Source organism: Streptomyces sp. NBC_00354, assembly GCF_036106915.1.
GTDB lineage: Bacteria > Actinomycetota > Actinomycetes > Streptomycetales > Streptomycetaceae > Streptomyces.
This window is the reverse complement of record NZ_CP107983.1, coordinates 4,737,185-4,754,754: the sequence shown is the minus strand read 5'-3', so window position 1 is coordinate 4,754,754 and position 17,570 is coordinate 4,737,185. Positions and strand designations below refer to the sequence as shown.

Annotated in this window: 18 protein-coding genes; 10 read left to right on the top strand and 8 right to left on the bottom strand. The window is 72.9% G+C overall.

Going from position 1 to position 17,570, the window contains the following annotated elements:
* The first annotated feature begins 6 nt into the window (after window positions 1-6).
* The gene (locus tag OHT74_RS21745; protein WP_328621108.1) at window positions 7-984 is read left to right on the top strand and encodes a 1-phosphofructokinase family hexose kinase; all 978 of its coding nucleotides are present in this window, start codon (window positions 7-9) and stop codon (window positions 982-984) included.
* Here the strand turns inward: OHT74_RS21745 and OHT74_RS21740 are convergent.
* Both OHT74_RS21740 and cdgB read right to left on the bottom strand, forming a co-directional pair.
* Window positions 950-1,972: a CBM35 domain-containing protein gene (locus tag OHT74_RS21740; protein WP_328621107.1), complete on the bottom strand. Its 1,023-nt coding sequence runs from the start codon at window positions 1,970-1,972 to the stop codon at window positions 950-952. The genes OHT74_RS21745 and OHT74_RS21740 overlap by 35 nt on opposite strands.
* A 68-nt stretch (window positions 1,973-2,040) precedes the next feature.
* The gene (gene cdgB, locus OHT74_RS21735; protein ID WP_328621106.1) at window positions 2,041-3,771 is read right to left on the bottom strand and encodes a diguanylate cyclase CdgB; all 1,731 of its coding nucleotides are present in this window, start codon (window positions 3,769-3,771) and stop codon (window positions 2,041-2,043) included.
* A gap of 418 nt (window positions 3,772-4,189) precedes the next feature.
* On the opposite strand from cdgB, the gene OHT74_RS21730 reads away from it, so the two are divergent.
* The gene (locus OHT74_RS21730) at window positions 4,190-4,735 is read left to right on the top strand and encodes a flavin reductase family protein (protein WP_328623362.1); all 546 of its coding nucleotides are present in this window, start codon (window positions 4,190-4,192) and stop codon (window positions 4,733-4,735) included.
* 12 nt (window positions 4,736-4,747) lie between these two features.
* Here OHT74_RS21730 and arfB read toward each other — a convergent pair whose 3' ends face one another.
* Window positions 4,748-5,173 (bottom strand): alternative ribosome rescue aminoacyl-tRNA hydrolase ArfB, encoded by a 426-nt coding sequence (gene arfB, locus OHT74_RS21725; protein WP_030156996.1) that lies wholly within the window; start codon window positions 5,171-5,173, stop codon window positions 4,748-4,750.
* Between the two features lie 180 nt (window positions 5,174-5,353).
* On the opposite strand from arfB, the gene OHT74_RS21720 reads away from it, so the two are divergent.
* Entirely contained in the window at window positions 5,354-5,929 is a 576-nt protein-coding gene (locus OHT74_RS21720; protein ID WP_266995416.1) for a TerD family protein, read from the top strand.
* Between the two features lie 107 nt (window positions 5,930-6,036).
* Here OHT74_RS21720 and OHT74_RS21715 read toward each other — a convergent pair whose 3' ends face one another.
* Both OHT74_RS21715 and OHT74_RS21710 read right to left on the bottom strand, forming a co-directional pair.
* Window positions 6,037-7,455, bottom strand: a complete 1,419-nt coding sequence (locus OHT74_RS21715) for a M1 family metallopeptidase (RefSeq protein WP_328621105.1) — start codon at window positions 7,453-7,455, stop codon at window positions 6,037-6,039.
* Between the two features lie 110 nt (window positions 7,456-7,565).
* Window positions 7,566-8,123, bottom strand: a complete 558-nt coding sequence (locus OHT74_RS21710; protein ID WP_266666017.1) for a GlcG/HbpS family heme-binding protein — start codon at window positions 8,121-8,123, stop codon at window positions 7,566-7,568.
* A gap of 238 nt (window positions 8,124-8,361) precedes the next feature.
* Between OHT74_RS21710 and OHT74_RS21705 the strand changes: the two genes are divergently transcribed.
* From OHT74_RS21705 to OHT74_RS21690, 4 genes are all read left to right on the top strand, one after another.
* Window positions 8,362-9,621, top strand: coding sequence for a sensor histidine kinase (locus OHT74_RS21705; RefSeq protein WP_443047456.1), 1,260 nt, complete (start codon window positions 8,362-8,364; stop codon window positions 9,619-9,621).
* Window positions 9,618-10,259, top strand: coding sequence for a response regulator transcription factor (locus OHT74_RS21700; RefSeq protein ID WP_328621104.1), 642 nt, complete (start codon window positions 9,618-9,620; stop codon window positions 10,257-10,259). Before OHT74_RS21705 ends, OHT74_RS21700 begins: the two co-directional genes overlap by 4 nt.
* Window positions 10,260-10,442: 183 nt before the next feature.
* Window positions 10,443-11,528 carry a M4 family metallopeptidase gene (locus tag OHT74_RS21695; RefSeq protein ID WP_443047455.1) on the top strand — a complete coding sequence of 362 codons (1,086 nt, stop codon included), beginning with the start codon at window positions 10,443-10,445 and terminating at the stop codon, window positions 11,526-11,528.
* A gap of 73 nt (window positions 11,529-11,601) precedes the next feature.
* Window positions 11,602-12,105, top strand: a complete 504-nt coding sequence (locus OHT74_RS21690; protein WP_266666016.1) for a hypothetical protein — start codon at window positions 11,602-11,604, stop codon at window positions 12,103-12,105.
* Window positions 12,106-12,130: 25 nt separating this feature from the next.
* Here OHT74_RS21690 and OHT74_RS21685 read toward each other — a convergent pair whose 3' ends face one another.
* On the bottom strand, window positions 12,131-12,805 hold the full coding sequence (locus OHT74_RS21685) for a pentapeptide repeat-containing protein (RefSeq protein WP_266666015.1): 675 nt from the start codon (window positions 12,803-12,805) through the stop codon (window positions 12,131-12,133).
* 115 nt (window positions 12,806-12,920) lie between these two features.
* Between OHT74_RS21685 and OHT74_RS21680 the strand changes: the two genes are divergently transcribed.
* Together OHT74_RS21680 and OHT74_RS21675 are read left to right on the top strand one after the other, a co-directional pair.
* A complete protein-coding gene (locus OHT74_RS21680; protein WP_328623361.1) occupies window positions 12,921-13,913 on the top strand; it encodes a zinc-binding dehydrogenase in 993 nt (330 codons plus the stop codon).
* Between the two features lie 68 nt (window positions 13,914-13,981).
* On the top strand, window positions 13,982-14,485 hold the full coding sequence (locus tag OHT74_RS21675) for an FBP domain-containing protein (RefSeq protein WP_266666014.1): 504 nt from the start codon (window positions 13,982-13,984) through the stop codon (window positions 14,483-14,485).
* Between the two features lie 29 nt (window positions 14,486-14,514).
* Here the strand turns inward: OHT74_RS21675 and OHT74_RS21670 are convergent, their stop codons facing one another.
* Entirely contained in the window at window positions 14,515-14,994 is a 480-nt protein-coding gene (locus OHT74_RS21670) for a GNAT family N-acetyltransferase (protein ID WP_266666013.1), read from the bottom strand.
* Window positions 14,995-15,060: 66 nt separating this feature from the next.
* Window positions 15,061-15,975 (bottom strand): aminoglycoside phosphotransferase family protein, encoded by a 915-nt coding sequence (locus OHT74_RS21665; protein ID WP_328621103.1) that lies wholly within the window; start codon window positions 15,973-15,975, stop codon window positions 15,061-15,063.
* A 189-nt stretch (window positions 15,976-16,164) separates the two neighbouring features.
* On the opposite strand from OHT74_RS21665, the gene OHT74_RS21660 reads away from it, so the two are divergent.
* Window positions 16,165-17,544 (top strand): NAD(P)/FAD-dependent oxidoreductase, encoded by a 1,380-nt coding sequence (locus tag OHT74_RS21660; protein ID WP_328621102.1) that lies wholly within the window; start codon window positions 16,165-16,167, stop codon window positions 17,542-17,544.
* Window positions 17,545-17,570: the final 26 nt, after the last annotated feature.

The following is a 17,570-nucleotide window of genomic DNA, read 5'->3' as shown; positions in this document are numbered from 1 at the left end:
CCTGCCATGATCCTGACCGTGACGCTCAACACCGCACTCGACGTCACCCACCACGTGCCGAAGCTGATCGCGCACACCACGCACCGGGTCACAGCCGTGACCGAGAGACCCGGCGGCAAGGGCCTCAACGTCGCCCGCGTGCTGGCCGCCCTCGGCCACGAGGTCACCGCGACCGGCTTCGCGGGCGGCCGCACCGGGGCCGTCGTACGCGAACTGCTCGCCGACTCCCCGCAGGTGACGGACGCTCTGGTGCCCTGCGCGGGCACCACCCGGCGCACCCTGGCCGTCGTCGACGAAGCCTCGGGCGACACCACGCAGTTCAACGAGCCCGGCCCGCAGATCAGTTCCGCGGAGTGGGCGGAGTTCCTCGCCCGCTACGAGGCCCTGCTGGCCGGCGCCGGTGCGGTCGCCCTGTGCGGCAGCCTCCCGCCGGGCGTGCCGGTGGGCGCGTACGCGGTGCTCGTACGGGCCGCCCGCGCGGCCGGGGTCCCGGCCCTCCTGGACACCAGCGGCGAGGCCCTGCGCCGCGGGGTGGCCGCCCGCCCGGAGATGATCAAGCCGAACGCCGCCGAGCTCGCCGAGCTGACCGGCTCCCGCGAGCCGCTGCAGGCCACCCGCGACGCCCGCCGCCGCGGCGCGCACGCCGTGGTCACCTCGCTCGGCCCGGGCGGGCTGCTGGCGGCCACCGCCCAGGGCACCTGGCAGGCGGCCCCGCCGCGCGCCCTGACGGGCAACCCGACCGGAGCCGGGGACTCCGCGGTGGCGGGCCTGCTGTCGGCCCTCACGGAGGGCCTGGACTGGCCGGCCCGCCTGACCCGCGCGGTAGCCCTCTCGGCGGCCACGGTCCACGCCCCGACGGCAGGAGACTTCGACCCCCGCACCTACGAACAGGTACGGGGGTCGGTGACACTGACGGTGCATGAGGGCGCTGGAGCGGCGCGCCCCCTCATCAGCCCTTCTCGAGCCAGAGCTGGTCGAGATTGACCTCGCACTGGTTCCCGGCCTCGCACGAGATCTTGATCGTGTTCGTGCCCTGCTTGAGCGTCACGAGCGACCAGGTGTTGGTCCAGCCCTTGTCCCACTCACCCGGCTTGGCCTGGGAGAAGTTCTTCATGTTGACCGGCCGGGACTGCGCCTCGCCGTTGATGGTCAGCGTGGTGCTGGCGTCCTTGCCCGGCACCCCGTAGACCATCTTCAGCTTGTACTGGCCCGCCTTGGCCACGTCCACGGTCCACGTCGCCGCCGCACCGGCGGCGTTCAGGCCGCCCACGTACTGGCCGCCCGCGCTCTTCGCGCCCGGGACCGTGCCTTCGAGGTGTGCGCCGCCGGTCAGGGACATGCCCGCACCCGAGGCGTCCGCCTTGGGCAGCGGGGCCTCCGGGGACGTCGAGGGGCTCGGCTGCGCGGAGGACGAGTTCTGCGGCTGCGCGGACTGCTGCCCGCCCGCCGCGTTGCCCTTGTCGTTCTTGTCCTTGTCCTTGTCGCCGAAGGTCACGGCCGCACCGATGCCGATCGCGACCGCGGCGACGACCGCGACCGCCGCGATGAGCATGCCCTTACGGCTGGAACCGCCGCCTCCGCCGTGGCCTCCGTGGCCGCCCGGCGCGGGGATCGACGCCGTGGTCTGCCCCTGCTGCGGCGGAACCCCGTAGCCGCCCGCCTGGAGGGCTTCAGGGGCCTGGTACTGCGCCTGGTAGGCCGGCGGCTGCTGCTGCGGCGGGACCTGGGCGCCGCGCTGGCCGCCGTACGTCCGCTCACCGACCGTGCGCACCTGGTTGTACGAGGTACGGGGGACACCGGGCTGCGCGCCTGGCTGACCACCGGCCGTCGGGCCGGGGTAGCCGTATCCACCGCCCTGTGCGGGCGGGGTGGCTCCGGCGGCCTGGCCGTCCGCGTAGAGGTAGCCGAACGGGTCGTCGTCCTCGGGCTGGTTCGCCCCACTGTTCGAGCCGTGGTTCGCGGGCGTCGTCATCGCAGGTCACTCCTTTCAACCCACGGGAGCCTACCCCGAACACGTGGACCCACGGGCGGCCGATCGCCTCATCCGGCCCGGCGGTGCGCCTTGGAACGGGACCTTTTCTCGATGTACATCCGCTGGTCGGCCGAGCGCAGCACCTCGTCCGCCGACATGCCGCAGCTGGCCCATCCGATGCCGAAACTCGCGCCCACACGGACCGCGCGGCCGTCCACCCGGATCGGCGGGATGATCGCGTTGCGCAGCCGGACGGCCAGGTCTGCGGCGTCGGCGGCGCCCAGTCCGTCCGCGAGGACGACGAATTCGTCACCACCCAGCCGAGCGACGGTGTCACCGTCCCTGACGCCCGTCGTCAACCGCCGGGCCACCTCGATCAGGACCGCGTCACCCGTGTGGTGCCCGAACCGGTCGTTGATCGACTTGAACCCGTCGAGGTCGCAGAAGAGCACCGCGAGCCCCTTCGTCCCGTCGTCGATGTCCGTCGCGGGCGCCACCATGTGCACGTGGTGGTCGTACGGGCCCGCCCCCGCGCCGGGGGTACCGGGGGCGCCGGGGGCCCCGGGCACCGCGGGCGCGCCGGGGAACTCGAAGGGCTCGGGGAAGGCGTCGGGCCGAAAGCCGTGCTCACCGCCACCACCACCTGCCGGGAGCCCCCCGCCGACACCGTGCCCCTCGTAGGCCGCGTCGAGCGCCTCCACGGCGGTGGCGCGGACCGACTGCGGCCTGCGGCACAGCCGCGCGCCGAGGCGGGCGCGCAGCTCGGCGCTGTTCGGGAGGCCCGTCAGCGAGTCGTGGCTGGCCCGGTGGGCGAGCTGGAGCTCGTGGCGCTTGCGCTCCTCGATGTCCTCGACGTGCGTGAGCAGGAAGCGCGGCCCGTCGGCGGCGTCCGCGACGACGGAGTTGCGCAGCGACACCCATACGTACGTGCCGTCGCGCCGCCCTAGCCGCAGCTCGGCCCGGCCGCCCTCGGCGGAGGTGCGCAGCAGGGTCCCGATGTCCTCGGGGTGGACCAGGTCGGAGAAGGAGTACCGGCGCAGTACGGAGGCGGGCCGGCCCAGCAGCCGGCACAGCGCGTCGTTGGTCCGCAGCAGCCGCCCGTGCTGGTCCCCGCCCATCTCGGCGATCGCCATGCCGCTGGGCGCGTACTCGAAGGCCTGCCGGAACGACTCCTCGCTCGCGCGCAGCGCCTGCTGTTCACGCTCCAGCCGGACCAGGGCCCGCTGCATGTTCGCGCGCAGCCGTGCGTTGCTGATCGCAATCGCGGCTTGGAAGGCGTACATCTGGAGCGCTTCGCGCCCCCACGCGCCGGGGCGCCGCCCATTGCGCGGCCTGTCCACCGAAATGACACCCAGAAGTTCCCCGCCGGACGCATGCATGGGGGCGTAGAGCCGGTCCTCGGGGTGCCACTCGTCCTCGAAGCGCGGATCGGGGCCGTCCGTGTGCCACTGGGGCACGTCGTCCTCGAGGAGGATCCAGCCCTCGGTGTGCGGGATGAAGCGGAGCCCGTCCCAGCTCTCCCCCATCGTCAGACGGCGCTCCCAGGAGGCTCGGGAGCCGACGCGGCCGGTGATGAGGGCTTCTGCGGCGGGGTCGCCGGCGAACGCGGCGACGACGAGATCCCCGTCAGGGCGTACGAGGTTGACACAGGCGAGCTGGTAGCCGAGGCCCACGACAATGCCGTCCACGACGGTCTGCAGAGTGTCCGCCAGGCTCCTGGCCGTATTGAGCTCGGCCACCACCTGGTGAAGCTGCCGCAGGGTCGCAAGACGGACGTACGGCTCCGACTCGGTCTCCATTGCTCGCTCTCCCCGAGACCTCGACAGCAACTCCAGGTTTGTCATCGGCGTTTCGTTGCGGTGTCCCGTCCACTGAATCACAGTGAGCTGTGCGCCCGGTACACAGGGTCAACAAATCTTGCTCTCTGTGACTCAAGTCACATGAGATGAATAAAGGTGAGCGGTGGGGGTGGCGGCGCCTGGGAGCGCTCCCCTGCATTCCTCTCTGTGACTCAAGTCACATGAGATGAATAAAGGTGAGCGGTGGGGGTGGCGGCGCCTGGGAGCGCTCCCCTGCATTCCCGGGAGCAAACGATACGCCCGGGGCCTGGGGCGGCCTAGGTCGACGGGCCGGGACGCGGCTCGGACTCGGGCCCGATGTGCGGAGCGGGAGGGCGAGACTAGCGTTCCCAACGTGCCGAAGACGACCCCTGTACCCATGCCGATCGCCTCCACCCTTCATCCTGAGGGCGTGAGCAACGACGAGTTCCGGGCCGCGATGTCCCGCCTGGCGGCGGGCGTGTGCCTGATCACCGCACACGAGAACGCGCTGACGCCGGACGGTCCGGGCGGCGAGGACGTCGGCATGACGGCCACCGCCTTCATGTCCGTGTCCCTGGACCCGCCGCTGGTCCTGGTGAGCCTGCGCGAGGGCTCCCGGATGGACGACCTGCTGGCGGAGCAGCCCCTGTGGGCGGTCTCGGTCCTCGCCGACCACCAGGTGCAGGTGGCGGGCCGCTTCTCGATGAAGAACCGCATCAGCGACCGGCTGCTCTTCGCGGACCTGCCCTACGTACGCGGCGAGGTCTCGGGGGCCCCGCTGCTGACGGGCGCCCTGGCCACCCTCGAATGCCGTACGGAGAACCGCGTCGAGGCGGGCGACCACACCCTGGTCGTCGGCCGCGTCCTCACCTCGGCGATCCCGTCCCCCGACTCCCCGCCGCTGGCCTACTTCCGCGGCCGCTACCGCCACCTGGCGCTCTGAGCGCCCGCGCTGCTACCAGTCGCGGCCGGTGCGGCCGCGCTTGGTCTCCGCCCGGGCCTTCTTCTCCCGGAGGCGGCGTTCGTTGATCCCCCGCGGGATCTTCGTGGCGCGGCGCGCCTTGGGCGGCGGGGCGGTGGCCTCCGCGAGCACGGACGCCATCCGGACCAGCGCCATCTCCCGGTTGCGGAACTGCGACCGGTGCTCCGAGGCCCGTACGGTCAGCACCCCGTCCACCAGCCGTGCGGCGAGCCGCTCCAGCGCCCGCTCCTTCCACACGTCCGGCAGCGCCTTCGTCGCCGCCACGTCGAACAGCAGCTCCACGCGCGAGTCCGAGGTGTTCACGTGCTGCCCACCCGGCCCGGAGGATCGCGAAAAGCGCCAGGCGAGCTCCGCCTCGGGGAGCACGACCGAACCGCGAATGACATGGGGACCAGGCATGCCCCCTATGATCCCGCCCGGCGCGATCCCCGTCACCCGTATTTCCAGGGCTGAATGGTGGGGGAATCCGCGGAGAAATCCCGGAGTGGAACCTACTGCCCCCCTCCCCGCGTTATGAAGGTCAGCGGTACCTTGGCCACAATCTCGCGGCCATGCGACGAGGAAGGGACACCAGTCAAAATGGCAGTAAGCCTGTCCAAGGGCGGCAACGTCTCGCTCACGAAGGAGGCCCCCGGCCTCAGCGCCGTCACGGTCGGCCTCGGCTGGGACGTCCGTACGACGACCGGTGTCGACTTCGACCTGGACGCCTCCGCCATCGCGGTCAACGCAATGGGCAAGGTCGTCTCCGACGGTCACTTCGTCTTCTTCAACAACAAGTCCACCCCGGACCAGAGCATCGTCCACACCGGTGACAACCGCACCGGTGAGGGCTCCGGCGACGACGAGTCCATCAACGTCAACCTCGCCACGCTCGCGGCCGACGTGGACAAGATCGTCTTCCCGGTCTCGATCTACGACGCCGACACCCGCAGCCAGAACTTCGGCCAGGTCCGCAACGCGTACATCCGCGTCGTGAACCAGGCCGGCGGCGCCGAGATCGCCCGCTACGACCTCTCCGAGGACGCGGCCACCGAGACCGCCATGGTCTTCGGCGAGCTCTACCGCAGCGGCGCCGAGTGGAAGTTCCGCGCGGTCGGCCAGGGTTACGCCTCCGGCCTGACCGGCATCGCCCAGGACTTCGGCGTCAACGTCTGAGCCGACACGTCGCAGCCGAAGCCCCCTCCCGGCCGTCCGGGGAGGGGGCTTCGCTACGGTTCGGCGGGTGATCCTCCAACCGCTCGTCCCGTGTCGCGACGGGCGGCCTACTTCGGCCGGCCCTCCCCGTACAGCCAGACGTCCCAGACCTTCTTCAGGTCGTGCCCCGTCGTCCGCTCCGCGTACGCGGTGAACTCGGCCGTACTCGCGTTCCCGTACCGGTGGTCCTGGGCCCAGCCGCGCAGCAGGGCGAAGAACTTCTCGTCGCCCACCTCCTGGCGGATCCGCTGCAGGACCATCGCGCCCCGGTAGTACACCGGAGTCTCGGAGATGTCCTTGGCGCTGGGCGGGTCCGCGGGCGGGAAGGCGTCCCAGTCGGAGTCGGCGTCCTTGTCCACCGCGGTGTCGCCCGCGAGGAACGCGTCGAAGTACTGCTGCGCGGTCGTCCCGCCGTGGTCCTCGGACCACAGCCACTCGGCGTAGGTCGCGAAGCCCTCGTTGAGCCACATGTCCTTCCAGGACTTCGGCGACACCGAGTCGCCGAACCACTGGTGGGCCGTCTCGTGCAGGACCAGCTTCTCGTCGGGTGCGCCGGAGAAGACGGGTTTGGTCTGCGTCTCCAGCGCATACGTGAGGGTCTCGGCCGGCAGCACGATCGCCCCCGCGGTGCCGAAGGGGTACGGGCCGAACCTGCGGCTCCCCCACTCCACGATCTCCGGCAGCCGCGCCAGCGCCGGTGCACTGGCGGCCGCCTCCGCGGGCGTGACGGCCTCGTAGAGGGCGACCCCGGACGGGGTCCGGCCGGTGGTCACCTTGAACTTGCCGATCGCGGCGGTGGCGAGGTAGCTCGCCATCGGCTCCGGGCTGTGCCACGCGAACTCGGTCTGCCCGCCGGCGGTGTCGGTGCGGGATTTCAACTCGCCGTTCGCCACCGCCTCGTAGCCCTTGGGGACGGTGAGGGTGATGTCGTACGTGGCCTTGTCGCTGGGGTGGTGGTTCCCGGGGAACCACGCCATCGACCCGACCGGCTCGCCGACCCCGACGGCGCCGTGCGCGGTGGTGATCCAGCCTTCCTTGGCGCCGTCCGCATCCGTGATGGGCTTCGGCTTGCCGCGGTAGTCGATCTCCGTACGGAAGACCTCGCCCTTCTTGAGGTCCTTGGCCGGACGCACCGTCAGCTCCCGCCCGGTCCGGTTGAACCGCGCGCCCTCGCCGTGCACGGTGACGCCCTCGACGTCCAGGCCGCTCAGGTCGAGGTTGAAGGAGCTGAGCCCCTGCTCCGCGCGGGCGGTGATGACGGCGGTGGCGTTCAACTCCCCGTCGGCGGGGTCGTAGTCGAGGTCCAGGTCGTAGTGCTCGACCTGGTAGCCGCCGTTGCCGGCCTTGGGGAAGTACGGGTCGCGCAGCCCGGACGCACCCGGCCGCCCCTGCACCGTGCCGGCCGTACACGCCGTGGTGAGGGCGAGCAGGGCGGCAGCGGCGGCCGCAGGGGCGGCGAAGCGGGAGAGCGCGCGGCGGTGTTCCACGCGCCCGATCCTATGTGGGCCCGATGTCGTACTTCGGGTCGTTTCCCGCGAGGGCCGGATTTCGCAGGGGGCCGGATCGCGCGGGTCGCGCCGAGGAGTACGTGCCGGGACTACTTGTCCAGGGAGTCGGCGCCGGCCTTGGCGTACTTTTCGTCCAGGTCGCCGCTCGGGGCGCCGGCCACGCCGATGCCCGCGACCGGGGCGCCGTTGGCCTGCACCGGGGTGCCGCCGCCGAGGAAGAGGGTGCCGGGGATGTCCTTCAGGTTCGGGGCCTGGGCAAGGCGGCCCGCGAGCACCGAGGTCGGGGCGTTCCAGGACACGGCGGTGTAGGCCTTGCGCTGCGCCGACTCGTAGGACTGCGGGCCCGCGCCGTCGCCGCGCAGGGTGACGATGGTGTTGCCGTTGCGGTCCACGACCGCGACCGTCACCTTCTGGTTCTCCTTCTGCGCGGCCTCGAGCGCGGCCTGGGCGGCGCGGGTGGCGGCGTCGACGGTGAGGTGGGTCGTGGTGGTGAAGTTCTTCTCGTTCGGCTGGCCGTCCTTCTTGGCGGCGGCGACGGCCGGGACGGTCTCGGGCTGCGCGGCACTGGCGCTGACCGCGCCGAAGGTCCCGGCGCCGAGCGCGACGGCGAGGGCGGTACCGGTGAGAACGCGGGTGCGGGTGTTCATGTCTGCTGCTCCTGAGTGCATCGGCTGGGTGCGTCGGCTCGTTCTGCTGCTCCAAGCCTGGGCCCGCAGCCGGCGCCCACCGGTCCCCGTACCGGCTCGCGACGGCTGCCGCACCGGTTGACCCCGGGGTCAACCGATCGGTCGATGCGGACCGGGTACGGGTACGGATTGGCTGGTCGGCGCCATCGCGTACGACCAGGCACGATGGAGGAGCCAGACACCGACCCGGGAGCCCGCCGTGAGCCACGTGAGCCGCACCCCGCCACAGGCGCCGGGGACGCCGGGCCCGCCCGGCACACCGCGGACGCCCAGCGGGCCCGGCACACCCGGCACGCCGGGGAAGGCCGACACACGCACCCTGGCGACCGTCATGCACACGGCGTTCTTCCTGCTCCTCGGCGCCTCGGTGGCCCGCTTCCTGCTGCGCCACCCCGGCTCGCCCAGCACCCCCTGGATCATCGCCCTCAGCATCGTGCTGGCCCTGCTGTACGTGCTCGGCCCCGCGCTCGGGGCCGCGCCCACCGTGCGTCGGATGCTCTGGCTCGGGCTGGTGGTGGCGACCTGGGTGGTCCTGGTCGTCCTCGCGCCCAGCTTCGCCTGGTGCGCCGTCCCCCTCTTCTTCACCGCCCTGCGCACCCTGCCGCCCCGCGCGGCGATCGTCCTCGTGGCCCTGCTGACCGTGTTCGTGGTGGCGGCCCAGCTGAAGCTCTCGAAGGAGTTCGACCCGAACCTCCTGCTGGCCCCGCCCGCGATCGCCGCTCTCGCCACCGCCGTCTTCGTCCACATGGAGCGCCAGGCCGAGTCCCAGCGCGCGCTGATCGACGACCTGATCCGCACCCGCCGCGAGCTGGCCGCCACCGAGCGCCGCGAGGGCACGCTCGCCGAGCGGCAGCGGCTGTCGATGGAGATCCACGACACGCTCGCCCAGCACCTGTCCAGCCAGCAGATGCTGCTCCAGGCCGCGGACCGCACCTGGGACAGCGACCCGGCCACCGCCCGTGCGCACGTCCGTACCGCCACCGGCATCGCGGCGCGCGGGCTGGCGGAGGCGCGGCGGCTGGTCCACGACCTGGCCCCGCCGGAGCTCGAAGGGGGCGGCGGCCTCGCGGACGCGCTGCGCGCGCTCGACGCGGGCCCGGAGATCGAGGTCCGCTTCCACCTGGAGGGCACCCCGGCCCCGCTCCCGGACCGGGTCCAGTCGGCACTGCTGAGGATCGCGCAGGGCGCGCTGGCCAACGTACGGGAGCACGCGCACGCCCGGACCGCGGCCCTGACCCTGAGCTTCCTGGGCGACCAGGTGGTCCTCGACGTCGCGGACGACGGCGAGGGCTTCACCGAGCCGCGGGCGGGTACGCGCGGGGCAGCCGGTGACCGCGGGCACGGGCTCCCGGCGATGCGCGCCCGCGTCCGCCAGCTCGGCGGCACCCTGACCCTCGAATCCGCCCCCGGCGAGGGCACGGTCCTCTCCGCGGCCATCCCCCTGGAGCCCACCGGATGACGACTGGAACCGGCCCGATGACGACGATCCTCCTCTGCGACGACCACGCGGTGGTCCGCGCCGGCCTGCTGGCGCTGCTGGGCAGCGCGCCGGACATCGAGGTCGTGGGCGAGGCCGGCAGCGGCGAGGAGGCGGTGGCCCTGGCGGCGATGCTCCGCCCGGACGTGGTGCTGATGGACCTCCAGCTGGGCGAGGGCATCGACGGGGTCGAAGCCACCCGCCGCATCACGGCGGTGACCGACCCCCCGCACGTCCTGGTCCTCACGACGTACGACACGGACGCGGACGTCACCCGCGCCATCGCGGCGGGCGCCACGGGCTACCTGCTGAAGGCGGAGCGCCCGGAGGAGCTGTTCTCCGCGATCCACTCGGCGGCAGCGGGCCGTACGACGCTCTCGCCGCCGGTGGCCAGCCGCGTGATGGCCCACATGCGGGGCTCGCGCCCGACGCTGACGGACCGCGAGCTAGACATCCTGGGCCAGCTGGCGCGGGGGCTGGGCAACCGGGACATCGCCCGGGCCCTGTTCATCAGCGAGGCCACGGTGAAGACCCACCTGGGCCGCATCTACGACAAGCTCGGCGTGGACACCCGCGCGGGAGCGGTCTCGGTGGCCAAGGAACAGCGCCTGCTGCTCTGACGGGGCTCGCGCCCTGACGGGGCTCGTGCCCTGACGGCAGCGTCGGGTTCCGGACACCGAGCGGGGGCTGTTCGGACAACCCTGCCGGGATCCCCGAATTACTTGTCGCAGACCTGCCAAAACTTGGGGCCGCCCTGTCACGCTCACTCGCGCCGCCACCCCGGCCACCGCGAAGGAGCCCGAGTGACCCACCCGACGTCCTCTCCCCGCACCCGCCTCGCCGTCCTCCTCGCCGCCGCCGCCGTCATGACGGTCACCGCCGCCACGGCCACGGCTGCGACTGCGGCCCCCCGCAGCACCGGTACCGGCCACAGCCAGCACGCCGGCACCGTCCCCCTCACCACCTACTCCACCGGCAGCGCGTACCAGCTCCGCGACACCACCCGCGGCAACCAGCGCACCGTCGACGCCATGAACCAGACCGGCGGCGGCACCCTCTTCACCGACCCCGACAACGACTGGGGCGGCACCGGCACCCCCGCCGACCGCCAGTCCGCCGGCGTCGACGCCCACTACGCCACCGCCGTCACCTGGGACTTCTACAAGGGCGTCCTCGGCCGCAACGGCATCCGCGGCGACGGCACCGGCGTCACCTCCCGCGTGCACTACGGCAGCAACTACCCCAACGCCTTCTGGGACCCGTCCTGCTTCTGCGCCAACTACGGCGACGACCCCGCCACCGGCCGGACGCTCGCCACCCTCGACATCGTCGGCCACGAGCTCACGCACGGCGTGGTCGCCGCCACCGCCGGACTCGGATACTCCGGCGAACCCGGCGCCCTCAACGAGGGCACCGCCGACATCCTCGGCACCTCGATCGAGTTCTTCGCCGACAACACCACCGACGTCGGCGACTACTTCATCGGCGAACGCGTCTTCGCCGACGGCTCCCTGCGCCGCATGGACCACCCCAGCCTCGACGGCCACTCCCGCGACTACTGGTCACGTGACATCGGCACCCTCGACCCGTACGCCGCCTCCGGCCCCGCCCGGCATTTCTTCTACCTCCTCGCCGAAGGCAGCGGCCCCAAGGAGATCAACAAGATCTCCTACGACTCCCCCACCTACGACGGCTCCAAGCTGCTCGGCATCGGCCGGGACAAGGCCGTCCGCATCTGGTACCGGGCTCTGAGCACCTATATGACCTCCACCACCAACTACGCCCGCGCCCGCACCGCCACCCTCATGGCCGCCGCCGACCTCTACGGCCCGGGCAGCGTCGAGTACGGGCGCGTCGCCGCCGCCTGGACCGCCGTCAACGTCCGCTGACGGCGGCTGACGGCGGCGGCGCCGCCGACCGCCGGGGTGGGGACGGCCGCGCACCCGTGACACCATCGGGTACGTGCTCGACATCGGCTACTCCCTCTCCCGGCGCTTCCCGGACTCCCCGCAGACCGACTACCGCTCGGCGGACGTCCACTCCCTGCGCCACGACCTGTTCTGCGGGGACGTCTACCTCGCCGACACCGCCAAGGACCGGGAAGTGTCCACAGCCTGGGGATGGGTGCCCGTACTGGACTTCGCCTGGGCGCTCTGCGACATCGTCGAGCAGCTCGATCAGGACCCCCGCGGCAGCCGCTCCGCCAACCGCCAGTACGCCGAGCTCGACTTCACCGAGTCCAGCGACCGGATGCTGTTCGAGCGCCGCTTCGGCTGGGTCGACATCGAGGCCGACTGGATGCCGCCGGAGGAGGAACCGCTGACCTTCAGCCACCGCCTGCTGCGCCGCGAAGCCCGCGACTTCCTGCACGACCTGATCGCGGACCTGACCGACATGCACGACACCCTGGCCGACAACCCCACCATCTGGACCCTCCAGTCCCGCTTCCCCCGCGTCCCGGCGTAGCGCCGGGACGCGGCCCCCGCGGGGGCTACGACAGGACTCGGAGGCCCAGCTGCGCCGCCAGGGCCGGGGCCAGGTCGAAGAGCTGGGACGGGCTGATCACCGCCCCCGACAGCGCGTCCACCCCCCGCGCGATGTCCAGCTCCGCGGCCCCCCGCAGATCCACGTCCGTCATCCGCGCCCCCGTGAAATCCGCCCCCCGCAGCGCGCACCCGCGGAACTCCACCCGCTCCAGCACCGCGCCCGCGAAGTCCGCCTCCACCAGCACGCACCCGTCGAACACCACGTCCTTGAGCCGCGCCTTCCGCAGGTTCAGGTAGTCGATCTTGCCCCCGCGGACCACCACCCGCTCCAGCACCGCCCCGTGCAGCTGTACGCCGCCCAGGCGCGCCTCCACCAGCTCCACGTCCCGCAGCGAAGCCCCCGACAGGTCCGTCCCCACCCCCCGGACCCCCTCCAGCACCGAGTCCAGGATCCGCGCCTTCGCCAGCCCCGTCTCGTCCAGCGCGCACCGCCGCAGCGCGCAGTCCATGAACCGGGCCCCGATGCCCTCCTGCCCCACCAGGTCCAGGTCCGCGAACTCCAGCCCGTCGTAGTCCCCGTCCGGCTCCAGCTCACCACCCTCCCACGCACTCAGCTCCGGCAGCCGCACCTCCGGTCGCCGCGCCGCCTTCACCGTCTCCTGCTGCCCCTTGCGCGCCATGCCCCCATCGTCCCCCGCCCCACTGACAACGGCAGTCGGCAGTCGGCAGTCGGCAGAGCCTTGACCTCAACCGCGCTTCAGGTCCGAGCCTGTCCGCATGGACACCCTGCACACCATGCACGCCATCCGCCTCCACGCCTTCGGCCCCGCCGAGAACCTCGTGCACGAGCGCACCGAAGCGCCCGTACCCGCCCCCGGCCAGGTCCGCATCGCCGTCGCCGCCACCGGAGTCCACCTCCTCGACACCGCCCTCCGCCAGGGCGTCCAGGGCCCCGCCCCCGCCCTCCCCGAGCTGCCCACCATCCCCGGCCGCGAGGTCGCCGGCACCGTCGACGCCCTCGGCCCCGGCACCGACCCCGGCTGGCTGGGCCGCCAGGTCGTCGTCCACCTCGGGTTCGCGCCCGGAGGTTATGCCGAGTACGCCGTCGCCGACGCCGACCGCCTGCACCCCGTACCGCCCGGCCTCGGCCCCGCCGAGGCCGTCGCCATGATCGGCACCGGCCGCACCACCCTCGGGATCCTCCAGTTCGCCGACCTCGGCCCGGACTCCGTCGCCCTCGTCCCGGCCGCCGCCGGCGGCATCGGCACGCTGCTCGTCCAGTACGCCCGGGGCGCCGGCGCCACCGTCATCGCCCTCGCCGGCGGCCCCGCCAAAACGGCTCTCGCCGCCGCCAACGGTGCCGACCTCGCCCTCGACTACACCGCCCCCGGCTGGACCGACGCCGTACGCGAACGCCACCCGGCCGGCGCCACCGTCCTCTTCGACTCCGTCGGCGGCCCCACCGCCCGCGCCGCCCTCGGCCTCCTCGCCCCCGGGGCCCGTCACCTCGTCTTCGGCCGGTCCGCCGGCCCCATCCCCCTCACCGACACCGACCGCGCCGACCTCACCGCCCGCGCCGTCACCACCCACAACGTCCTCGGCCCCGCCATGCTCCGGCGGGCCGGCGGCGACGACCCCCTGCGCCTCCTGGAAACCCGCGCCCTCGCCGAAGCCGCCGCCGGCCGGCTCCGGCCCGCCCTCCAGCGCTACCCGCTCGCCGAAGCGGCCGCCGCCCACCACGCCCTGGAAACCCGCGCCACCACCGGCAAAGTCGTCCTCGAGCCCTGAGGGGAGCCCCCGCACCGCCGGTAATATCGGATGACAGCAGCCCGTACCCCCACGTACCGTCCCCCGACGTGGACCCGCTCACCGAAAAACAGATCCGTTCGTCCTTCGTGAACTGCACGAAGGGCGAGGCGGCACGCCTCAAGCTCCCGCTGGACTTCGGCGAACTCCCCTGGGAAGACCTCGACTTCCTCGGCTGGGTGGACCCCGGAGCCCCGCTCCGCGCCCACCTCGTACGCCAGGACGCCGACGGCACCCCCGTCGGCATCACCCTGCGCGTCCCCGGCACCAGCCGCACGAGCGCCCTCAAATCCAGCGTCTGCCAGATCTGCCTCACCGGCCACGCCGCCTCCGGCGTCTCCCTCCTCGTCGCCCCCCTCGCCGGGGCCCGCGGCCGCGAGGGCAACACCGTCGGCATCTACGTCTGCGCCGACCTCGCCTGCTCCCTCTACATCCGGGGCAAGCGGCAGCCCAAGCTGCGCGCCGGCCGCTACGAGGAGACCCTCACCCTCCCCGAGAAGATCGACCGCGCCCGCACCAACCTCGCCGCCTTCACCGGCAAGATCACCGGCTGACGGCGCACCCGGAGCCCGGCGCAGCGGCCTCAGCCCTGCGCCGCGCCCAGCTTCCTCAGCGGCTCGTCCGTCAGCCGGTACACCGACCACTCGTCCTGCGGCCGCGCGCCCAAGGCCTCGTAGAACGCGATCGTCGGCTCGTTCCACTTCAGCACCGCCCACTCGAGCCGCTCGTAGCCGCGCTCCACACAGATCCGCGCCAGCTCCGCCAGCAGCGCCTTCCCGTGCCCGCCGCCGCGCACGCCCGGCCGCACGTACAGGTCCTCCAGGTAGATCCCGTGCACCCCGCGCCACGTCGAGAAGTTCAGGAACCACACCGCGAACCCGACGGCCTCCCCGTCCTGCGCCTCCGCGATGTGCGCGAACGCCGCGGGCCGCGCCCCGAACAGCGCCTCCCGCAACTGCTCCTGCGTGGCCCGCGCCTCGTGCGGCACCTTCTCGTACTCCGCCAGCTCGCGGATCATGGCGTGGATGACGGGGACGTCTTCGACAACAGCGCTACGGATCATCCCGGCAGCCTAAGGGCCGCCCCGTAATCCCCGGCGGGCGCACGACGCCGGGAACGCAGCCGCGCGTCACCGCCCCAGCAGTACCTCCGCCACCGCCAGCTGCTCCTCCTCCAACTCCACCCCGCCGCCCGCGGCTTCCCTGCCCTCGGCGTCCTCCACGTCCCACAGGCAGTTCTGCAGGACCCGCCCCAGCGTCCACGCCCGGGCCCGCTCCCGGTCCAGCCCCAGCGCCTCCGTCAGCAGATCGAACCGCCACCGCACCTCCCCCACCGCGAAGTTGTTCCGGATCGCCGGCAGCAGCTCGAACCCCGGATCACCTGCCAGCGGCTTCGGATCGATCGCCAGCCACGGCTCCCGGCCGCCCGCCAGCACGTTGCCGTAGTGCAGATCCCAGTGCAGCAACCGGTCCCCGGGCTCCCCCGCCACCTCCGCCAGCGCCGCCGCGCAATCCGCCACCAGCCCCCGCGCCCGCCCGTCCGCCACCCGCCCCAGTGCCTCCGGTACGGCCTCCAGGATCCCCGCCGCCACTCCCCCGAGCCCCCGCAGTCCGGCCGGAGCCCGCACCGCCGTCAACCGCGCCAGCAACTCCCCCACCACCCGCACCGCCTGCCGCGCATCCCGCTCCGCCGACACCGACAGCGGCCGCCGCTCGTCCAGCCGCTCCAGCAGCAGCGCCCCGGTCTGCGCATCGTGCTCCAGCAGCCGTACGCAGCCCCGCCCGTCCCACGCGCGCAGCGCGAGCGGCTCCCCCGCACTCTCCTCGTCCACCCTCGACAGCTTCAGCACCGCCGCCGAGCCGTCCGCCCGCTCCACCGGCAGCACCAAGGCCGTCACCCCGTGCATCCCGGGCCCGGTGCGCCGCAGCTCCCACCGCTCCAGGAACTCCGCCGCCCGCGCGGGCAGCCCGGCGACGAACTCCCGCCCCGCGTCACCGTGGTACGCGATCTGCGCCCGGACCAGCCCCTCCGGAATCTCCACCATGCCGCCGACCCTACGACCGCCCGACCACCCCCTCAGACGCAAACCCCTCAGAACCGGGACGAAACCCCCAGCCGTCACCCTAAGGACCCCACCGCCCCGCCACATCAGCCAAAAGGCCACCCGTCCCGCCCCAAAACCCGGCACCCGGTACCTGGACACCCCTCCGGAACCCCGTGTACCAACTCCCCCATGACGATCAACGGCGGCATCTCCTTCTGGTACGCGACGGACCACACTCCCGCCCAGCCACCCCGCGCCCCCCTCACCGGCCACGCCACGGCCGACGTCGTCATCGTCGGCGGCGGCTACACCGGCCTGTGGACCGCCTACTACCTCAAGACCGCCGCCCCCGACCTCCGCGTCACCGTCCTCGAGCAGAAGTTCTGCGGCTACGGAGCCTCCGGCCGCAACGGCGGCTGGCTCTACAGCGGCATCGCCGGCCGCGACCGCTACGCCGAACTCCACGGCCACCAGGCCGCGCTCCGCCTCCAGCAGGCCATGAACGACACCGTCACCGAAGTCATCGGCGTCGCGGCCAAGGAGGACATCGACGCCGACATCCACCGCGGCGGCGTCCTCGAAGTCGCCCGCACCCCCGCCCAGCTCAGCCGCCTCAAGGCCTTCCACACCGCCGAACTCGCCTTCGGCGAGAGCGACCGCGAGCTCTACGACGCCACCGACACCCGCGCCCGCATCGACATCGCGGACGCCGTCGGCTCCAGCTGGACCCCGCACGGCGCCCGCATCCACCCCCTCAAGCTCGTCAAGGGCCTGGCGGCCGCCTGCGAACGCCTCGGCGTGGTCATCCACGAATCCACCCCCGTCACCGAGCTCGCCCCCCGCCGGGCCGTCACCCCGTACGGCACGGTCCGCGCCCCCTACGTCCTGCGCTGCACGGAGGGCTTCACCGCGGCCCTCAAGGGCCAGAAGCGCTCCTGGCTCCCGATGAACTCGTCGATGATCGCGACGGCCCCGCTGCCGCCCGAGGTCTGGTCCCGCATCGGCTGGTCGGACGCCTGCACCCTCGGCGACATGGCCCACGCCTACATGTACGCCCAGCGCACCGCGGACGACCGCATCGCGATCGGCGGCCGCGGCGTCCCGTACCGCTTCGGCTCCCGCACGGACACCGACGGCACGACGCAGCAGTCGACGATCACGTCACTCACGCAGCTCCTGACGTCCTTCTTCCCGATCCTCACGGGAGTGGAGATCACCCACGCCTGGTCGGGCGTCCTCGGCGTCCCCCGCGACTGGTGCGCCACGGTGACCCTGGACCGCACGACGGGCCTCGGCTGGGCCGGCGGCTACGTCGGCTCGGGCGTCGCCACGTCCAACCTGGCGGCCCGCACGCTGCGCGACCTGGTCCTGGGGGACTCCACGGACCTGACCACCCTCCCGTGGGTCAACCACCGCGTCCGCCGCTGGGAGCCGGAACCCTTCCGCTGGCTCGGCGTCCAGGCCCTCTACGCGGCCTACCGCGAGGCGGACCGCCACGAATCCGCGACCCACACCCCGACGACAACCCCCCTGGCCCGCCTGGCGAACCGCATCTCTGGCCGCCACTGACGCCCGCCGCACACGCAGAAGACCCC